We start from the raw sequence: 5,912 nt of genomic DNA on the forward strand, positions 1-5,912 counted from the left end.
CTTTTCTGCCCTCGATCTTAGGGAGGGTGCAGGTGTCCGCGCCATGATTTTTTTCGCCACATTTGCGGGCTAGAAGATTCGGGTTGCGGGGTGGCTTGCAACGCGCGAGAGATTTGCGCGGAGACGGAGATTGCCATGAGACGGAAGATCATTGGTGGTTGCGTGGTTGTGGCGCTGGTGCTTGGCGGCATCAGTGTCGTGCAGGCGGCGGACAATGTCGACTGGAGTGCGTTGCCTGCCGATGAGGCCGCGCTCACGCAGCTCGACACGAAGCAGGTGCGGGCGCTGCGCCAGGCCGTTCGTCATTGCAACGATCTCAATCGTTCGAACCACCAGGGGAATGCCTGCGTGTTCACGGATGTCGACCGCAACATGCGCCAGAGTGACGATGCGGCGCTACGAGCCTATCATTTCGCGCTGCCGCGCTCGATGCGCTACAGCGAGAACCGGAATACCGGTCTCGCTGTCAAGCAAGTGCTCGAAAAGCGTCAGTCGGCGGCCAACTGATTGTCAGGACGCGGCGCGTTTCTTTTCGTGCGGTTCGTCGAGATCGAGGATCGGCCCCACCGGTATGATGCCGCTGGGGTTGATCGTCTTGTGACTTCCATAGTAGTGCCGCTTGATGTGATCGAAATCCACCGTCGCGGCGACATCCGGCACGCTGTAGAGCCTTTGCAGCAATCTCGACAGGTTTGGGTAGTCGGCGATGCGCCGCAAATTGCATTTGAAGTGACCGTAATAGACGGTGTCGAAACGGATCAACGTCGTGAAAATTCGCCAGTCTGCTTCGGTCAGCCGGTCGCCCGCGAGCCAGCGCCGTCGGACGAGAATGCTCTCCAGCCGATCGAGTTCGGCGAAAAGCGCCATTACCGCTTCTTCGTAGACCGGTTGTTCGGTCGCAAAGCCCGCTTTGTAGACGCCGTTATTGACGTTCTCGTAGACGGTTTCGTTGACTGCATCGATCTCGCTGCGCAAATCGGGCGGATAGAAATCGAGCGTGTTGTCGACGCCATCGATGCCGTCGAAAGCTGAGTTCAGCATGCGGATAATGTCGGCGGATTCGTTGGAGACGATGGTTCCCGTTTTTTTGTCCCATAGGACAGGCACCGTGGCACGGCCGCTGTAGTCCGGTTTCGCGAGTTGGTAGATTTCATAGAGCCGGGTTTTCCCGTTGACCGTGTCGGTCGTGCCGCTTTTACCACGCAGGGTCCAACCTTCCTCCAGCATCAATGGATCGACGATCGAGAGTGAAATCTTGTCTTCGAGCTTCTTGAGGGCGCGGAAGATCAGCGTGCGATGCGCCCAAGGACAAGCAAGCGAAACATAAAGGTGATAGCGGCCGGCCTCGGCCATGAAGCCGCCATCGCCCGTTGGGCCGGCCTTGCCGTCCGCCGTCACCCAGTTGCGGAAGACGGAATCCTGACGGACGAAGCGGCCACCGGTCGACCTGGTGTCGTACCCCTTGTCGGTCCATTTTCCGTCCACCAGAAGTCCCATCGTGCTTTCCTTTCGTTGGGCCGCTTTGCCGGTCAGTCCTCGGGCGGCAGGTCCACCAGAAGAATTTCGGCGTCCTCGCCGGCGCGGATAACGAGGCGTTCTTCGTCGCGAATGGCGGCGCCGGCGCGTTCGGGCACGGCGACGCCGTTCACCGTAATGCTGCCGCGCGCCGGAACGAGATAGACGAGACGGCCTTCCCGAATGACATGGGTCACTTCGGTGCCCGCGTCGAGCGTCGCGCCGAGAATTTCGGCGTCCTGTGCAATCCACAGCGCTTCGGCGGGTGCGTCGGCCTTGCCGCTGGCGAGCGGCACCAGCTTTCCTTTCCGATCTTCCTTCGGGAAGGAGGCCGTTTCCCAGCGCGGCGCGACGCCCTGGCGGTCGGGCTCGATCCAGACCTGGAAAATACGGGCATCGTCGCTTTCCAGATTCCATTCCTCATGGCGAATGCCGGTGCCAGCCGACATCACCTGCACGTCGCCGGCCTTTGTCCGACCTTCATTGTTCAGGTGGTCGCGATGGCTGACCGCGCCTTCACGCACATAGGTGATGATTTCCATGTCGCGATGTCCGTGCGGCGGAAAGCCGGTGCCGGCGCGGATGAGGTCGTCGTTCCAGACCCTGAGCTTGCCCCAACCCATGCGCGCCTCGTCGTGATAGCCGGCGAAGGAGAAGTGATGCTTCGCCTTCAGCCAGCCATGGTCGGCGTGCCCAAGGCTTTCAAACGGACGAATGTCGATCATGATTTTCTCCTTTCGGCCGCCGGGCTTTTGCGCGGAGGCGGATGCTATTGCTTCAGCTTGCTCGCGATGCGGGCGACATGCGCGCCCTGTTTGCGGGCGAGGCTCAGTTCCTTTTCGCTCGGGGTGCGGCTGCCGTCGCCGCCGGCCAGCGTGCTCGCGCCATAGGGCGAACCGCCGCGCACTTCCGAGATGTCGAAGAGTTCTTCGCCGATCGAGTAGGGGAGGCCGACCACGACCATGCCGTGGTGGAGGAGCGTCGAGTGGAACGAGGTGATGGTCGTCTCGTTGCCGCCGCCGGTGCCGGTCGAGGTGAAGACGCTGCCGGGCTTGCCGGCCAGTGCGCCCTTCGACCAGAGGCCGCCCGTCTGGTCGAGGAATGTCCGCATCTGGCCGGTCATGTTGCCGAAGCGTGTGGGGCTGCCGAAAATGATGCCGTCATAGTCGGCGAGTTCCTGAGGGCTGGCGACCGGTGCTTTCTGGTCGACCTTCATGCTGGCATTTTTCATCGCTTCCTCGGGCATGGTCTCGGGCACGCGCTTCAGCGTTGCCTCGACGCCGCCGACGCTGCCCGCGCCATCGGCAACGGCCTTCGCCAGCGTTTCGATGTGTCCGTATGAGCTGTGATAGAGGACGAGAATTCTGGTCTTGTCGATCATGCCGCTCTCCTGTTCTGGCCCCCGCAGGGATGTAGTCAAATCCATGCCTCCTATCTAATTGGCCTTGAAAGAGATACAATCTGACGTTCTAGGAACAGATTGTTGCTAATCAGGAACAATTCGATGACCGATCTCAACGGATTTGCGGTTTTTGCGCGGGTGGTCGAGCTGGGCGGGTTCACCGCCGCGGCGGAGGCGCTCGGGCTCTCCAAATCGATGGTCAGCCGTCAGGTTTCGGCGCTGGAAGACCAGCTCGGGGTGCGGCTGCTCAACCGGACGACGCGGCGTGTCGCGGTGACGGAAGCAGGCGCGCTGGTGTTCGAACGCGCGAACCGCATCGTCGCCGAGGCGGAGGAAGCGGCCGCCGAGGCCAATTGCATCGAAGGGCAGGTGCGCGGACGGCTGCGCATCAACGCGCCGATGAGTTTCGGCATTCTCGAACTCGGGCCGGTGCTGCCGGCGTTCCTGGCGCGCTATCCCGATCTCGATGTCGATCTCGTGCTCAACGACCGTCGCGTCGATCTGATCGAGGAGGGGTTCGACGTTTCGTTGCGCATTTCGACACTTGAGGATTCAAGCCTGATCACGCATCAGCTCGCGCCGGTGGAGCGCTATGTCGTCGGCGCGCCGGTCTATTTCGAAAAATACGGGATGCCGGAGCGTCCGTCCGATCTCGCGACGCATCGCTTCATGCTCTACACGCTGCTGTCGCGCCCCGAACATATGCGTTTCGTGAGTTCGGGCGGCGAGCGCGAGGATGTCGAGGTCAAGGGACATTTGTTCTGCAACAATGCGGATGCGATGCTGCCGCTGCTGCGGGCGGGCGCGGGGCTCTGCCTTTCGCCCGACGTCATCTGTCACGAGGAGCTGCGTGCCGGGCGGCTTGTCCGCGCGCTCGATGGCTGGTCGATGCCGCCCTTGCGGCTCCATGTCATCTATCCGCATACGCGCCATCTGTCGGCCAAGGTGCGCGCCTTTGTCGATTTCGCGGTCGAGCATTTCGGGCCCGGCAAGGCACGGTGGGTGGCTCAGTCCGCGTCTTCTTCCGTCGGCTGATCTTCCTCGATGGGGGGCTCGTCCTTCTTGCGTACATATTTGCGCTTCGCCTTGACGATGCGTTTGCGGAACAGCGGATCGGCCAGCGCCTTCGCAACGGGGTTGCGCGGTTTCGGCGGCGGTTTGCGCTTGGTCATGTGGCCTCCGGAAATGCAAACGGCCGGAGCATTGGAGCCCCGGCCGCGCTTTCTGTCCAGTAGCCGCCGTTGCGATCAGACGGGTTCCCAGGTGAAAACCGAGCCCGTATTGCCGAGATCGGTGTAGCCGCCGGCCATGGCGGGCAGGCCGTGCGAGAGGATCGTTTCCGGCGTCCAGCCGTCGATGCGGGCGACGCTTTTGACGGGCCGGGGCTGCGAGAAGAGCACGATCTCGTTGCCGCGCACGGAGAATATCTGACCGTTCGTTGTGCAGGACGGGGCGACGAGGGCGACGGCGAAATTGCCGACCTGTTCAGCGCGCATCGCGTTTTTCATGCGCTCGACGCGCTTGGCCGATTCCTCGTCCTTTACCGGAATGGTGGCGATCATGCGCGTCCAGGCGAAGGGCGCGATGATGTTGGAGCGGACGTTCTTGGCCGCGCCTTCCATGGCGATAATGCGCGACAGGCCGGCGATGCCCATCTTGGCGGCGGCGTAGTTCGCCTGACCGATATTGCCGATGAGGCCGGAGGTCGAGGTGAAGAGGACGAAGTTGCCCTCCTGCTGCTCGCGGAAGTGGTTGATGGCGGCGCGGGTGATGTTGTAGCTGCCCTTCAGATGCACTTCGAGAACCGCGTCCCAGTCCTCGTCGGGCATCTTGTGGAACATGCCGTCGCGCAGGATGCCGGCGGGGCTGATGATCGAGTGCAGGCCGCCGAAGGTGTCGAGCGCCTGGGCGATCATGTTTTCGGCGCCCGACTTTATCGAGACGCTGTCGGAATTGGCGACCGCTTCGCCGCCTGCCGCCTTGATTTCGTCGACGGTTTTCTGTGCGGCCGAGGCATTGCCCTCGTCGCCGCCCTTGACGCTGCCGCCGAGGTCGTTGACCACGACCTTGGCGCCCTGTTTCGCCGCGATCAGCGCGCATTCGCGGCCGATGCCGCCCGCCGCGCCGGTGACCAGCACCACCTTGCCTTCAAGAAGTCCCATGGCTTGCTCCCTGCTCTCGTTGTCTTCTGAGGGTTTCTGTTGTTGGCGGGCAAGCTAGCCGATGGGTGCGGGCAGGTTCCAGCCTTTTTCGGCATCTTGTGATTGCCATGGCGCTTTACGCAAGGATTTGGCCGTGCTACCCGACTATCCATTCAAGGCAGCGGCCGACTCACCCTAAGGAGTGCGGGCCTCAGACGGATCGACGGGAATGGCAGGCGGCGCGACGCAGCGACGACGAATGAAGGAAGGGAGCCGTGGCGCTCCCCGTTCCTCGCGCGCCCGCGCGATCCGTTCGCTTCTCGCCTGAGCGCGAGGGCGAAAGACGGGACGGGTGAGCGGTTCCCGTTGGCGCATTCAGTCCTTGAAAGAAATTCCGATGTTTGAAATCGAAGCCGAGCGGCCCGAACACGGGCCAGCCATCGAGGCACTGCTCGACCTGTCGTTTGGGCCCGGCCGCTATGCAAAAGCCGCACAGCGCCTGCGTGAAGGCAATCATCCGGTGCCGGAGCTTTGCTATGTCGCCTTTGCGGGCGAGGGCACGGAGCGGCGCATGGTCGGGGCGCTGAGTTTCTGGCCGATCCTGATCGGCGGCCAGCCGGGGCTGATGCTCGGGCCGCTCGCCGTCGAACCGCAGCTGCGCGGCAAGGGCTGCGGTATCAAACTGATGGAGAAGGGGCTCGCCGATGCCAAGGCGCTCGGACACCGCCTCGTTATTCTGGTCGGCGACGCGCCCTACTACGCGCGGGTCGGCTTCGGGCCGGTACCACCGGGACGGCTGACCATGCCGGGTCCGGTCGATCCCGCACGGCTTCTCTACCGCGAACTCGATATCG

General features: G+C 62.8%; 8 protein-coding genes. 3 read left to right on the plus strand and 5 right to left on the minus strand.

Annotation, left to right across the window (positions count from 1 at the left end; genetic code table 11):
- Nucleotides 1–135 precede the first annotated feature (135 nt).
- Complete coding sequence (locus WEB61_RS03490; protein WP_368062936.1) at nucleotides 136–507, plus strand: hypothetical protein; 372 nt, start codon at nucleotides 136–138, stop codon at nucleotides 505–507.
- A gap of 3 nt (nucleotides 508–510) precedes the next feature.
- Here WEB61_RS03490 and WEB61_RS03495 read toward each other — a convergent pair whose 3' ends face one another.
- The 3 genes from WEB61_RS03495 to wrbA are packed head-to-tail and all read right to left on the minus strand — an operon-like array spanning nucleotide 511 to nucleotide 2,896.
- A complete protein-coding gene (locus WEB61_RS03495; RefSeq protein ID WP_368062937.1) occupies nucleotides 511–1,497 on the minus strand; it encodes a glutathione S-transferase family protein in 987 nt (328 codons plus the stop codon).
- A gap of 32 nt (nucleotides 1,498–1,529) precedes the next feature.
- Nucleotides 1,530–2,240: a pirin family protein gene (locus tag WEB61_RS03500; RefSeq protein WP_368062938.1), complete on the minus strand. Its 711-nt coding sequence runs from the start codon at nucleotides 2,238–2,240 to the stop codon at nucleotides 1,530–1,532.
- A 44-nt stretch (nucleotides 2,241–2,284) separates the two neighbouring features.
- Complete coding sequence (gene wrbA, locus WEB61_RS03505; protein ID WP_368062939.1) at nucleotides 2,285–2,896, minus strand: NAD(P)H:quinone oxidoreductase; 612 nt, start codon at nucleotides 2,894–2,896, stop codon at nucleotides 2,285–2,287.
- Nucleotides 2,897–3,019: 123 nt separating this feature from the next.
- Here wrbA and WEB61_RS03510 point away from each other — a divergent pair, with 123 nt between their 5' ends.
- The gene (locus WEB61_RS03510) at nucleotides 3,020–3,952 is read left to right on the plus strand and encodes a LysR family transcriptional regulator (RefSeq protein WP_368062940.1); all 933 of its coding nucleotides are present in this window, start codon (nucleotides 3,020–3,022) and stop codon (nucleotides 3,950–3,952) included.
- On the opposite strand, the gene WEB61_RS03515 is transcribed toward WEB61_RS03510, so the two are convergent.
- Both WEB61_RS03515 and WEB61_RS03520 read right to left on the minus strand, forming a co-directional pair.
- On the minus strand, nucleotides 3,925–4,089 hold the full coding sequence (locus tag WEB61_RS03515) for a hypothetical protein (RefSeq protein WP_368062941.1): 165 nt from the start codon (nucleotides 4,087–4,089) through the stop codon (nucleotides 3,925–3,927). The two genes, WEB61_RS03510 and WEB61_RS03515, sit on opposite strands and share 28 nt — an antisense overlap.
- Before the next feature lie 75 nt (nucleotides 4,090–4,164).
- Nucleotides 4,165–5,079, minus strand: coding sequence for an SDR family NAD(P)-dependent oxidoreductase (locus WEB61_RS03520; RefSeq protein WP_368062942.1), 915 nt, complete (start codon nucleotides 5,077–5,079; stop codon nucleotides 4,165–4,167).
- A gap of 376 nt (nucleotides 5,080–5,455) precedes the next feature.
- Here WEB61_RS03520 and WEB61_RS03525 point away from each other — a divergent pair.
- Nucleotides 5,456–5,912: GNAT family N-acetyltransferase (locus tag WEB61_RS03525; protein WP_368062943.1), on the plus strand; the 457-nt coding region annotated here is incomplete at its 3' end.

Origin of the sequence: Parvibaculum sp. (assembly GCF_040882025.1) — a bacterium.
Lineage (GTDB): Bacteria > Pseudomonadota > Alphaproteobacteria > Parvibaculales > Parvibaculaceae > Parvibaculum.

Coding starts and splice junctions, on each gene's coding strand:
- WEB61_RS03495 (WP_368062937.1), bottom strand. CDS start 1,497: ATGGGACTTCTGGTGGACGGAAAATGGACCGACAAGGGGTACGACACC.
- WEB61_RS03520 (WP_368062942.1), bottom strand. CDS start 5,079: ATGGGACTTCTTGAAGGCAAGGTGGTGCTGGTCACCGGCGCGGCGGGC.
- WEB61_RS03500 (WP_368062938.1), bottom strand. CDS start 2,240: ATGATCGACATTCGTCCGTTTGAAAGCCTTGGGCACGCCGACCATGGC.
- WEB61_RS03510 (WP_368062940.1), top strand. CDS start 3,020: ATGACCGATCTCAACGGATTTGCGGTTTTTGCGCGGGTGGTCGAGCTG.
- wrbA (WP_368062939.1), bottom strand. CDS start 2,896: ATGATCGACAAGACCAGAATTCTCGTCCTCTATCACAGCTCATACGGA.
- WEB61_RS03515 (WP_368062941.1), bottom strand. CDS start 4,089: ATGACCAAGCGCAAACCGCCGCCGAAACCGCGCAACCCCGTTGCGAAG.
- WEB61_RS03490 (WP_368062936.1), top strand. CDS start 136: ATGAGACGGAAGATCATTGGTGGTTGCGTGGTTGTGGCGCTGGTGCTT.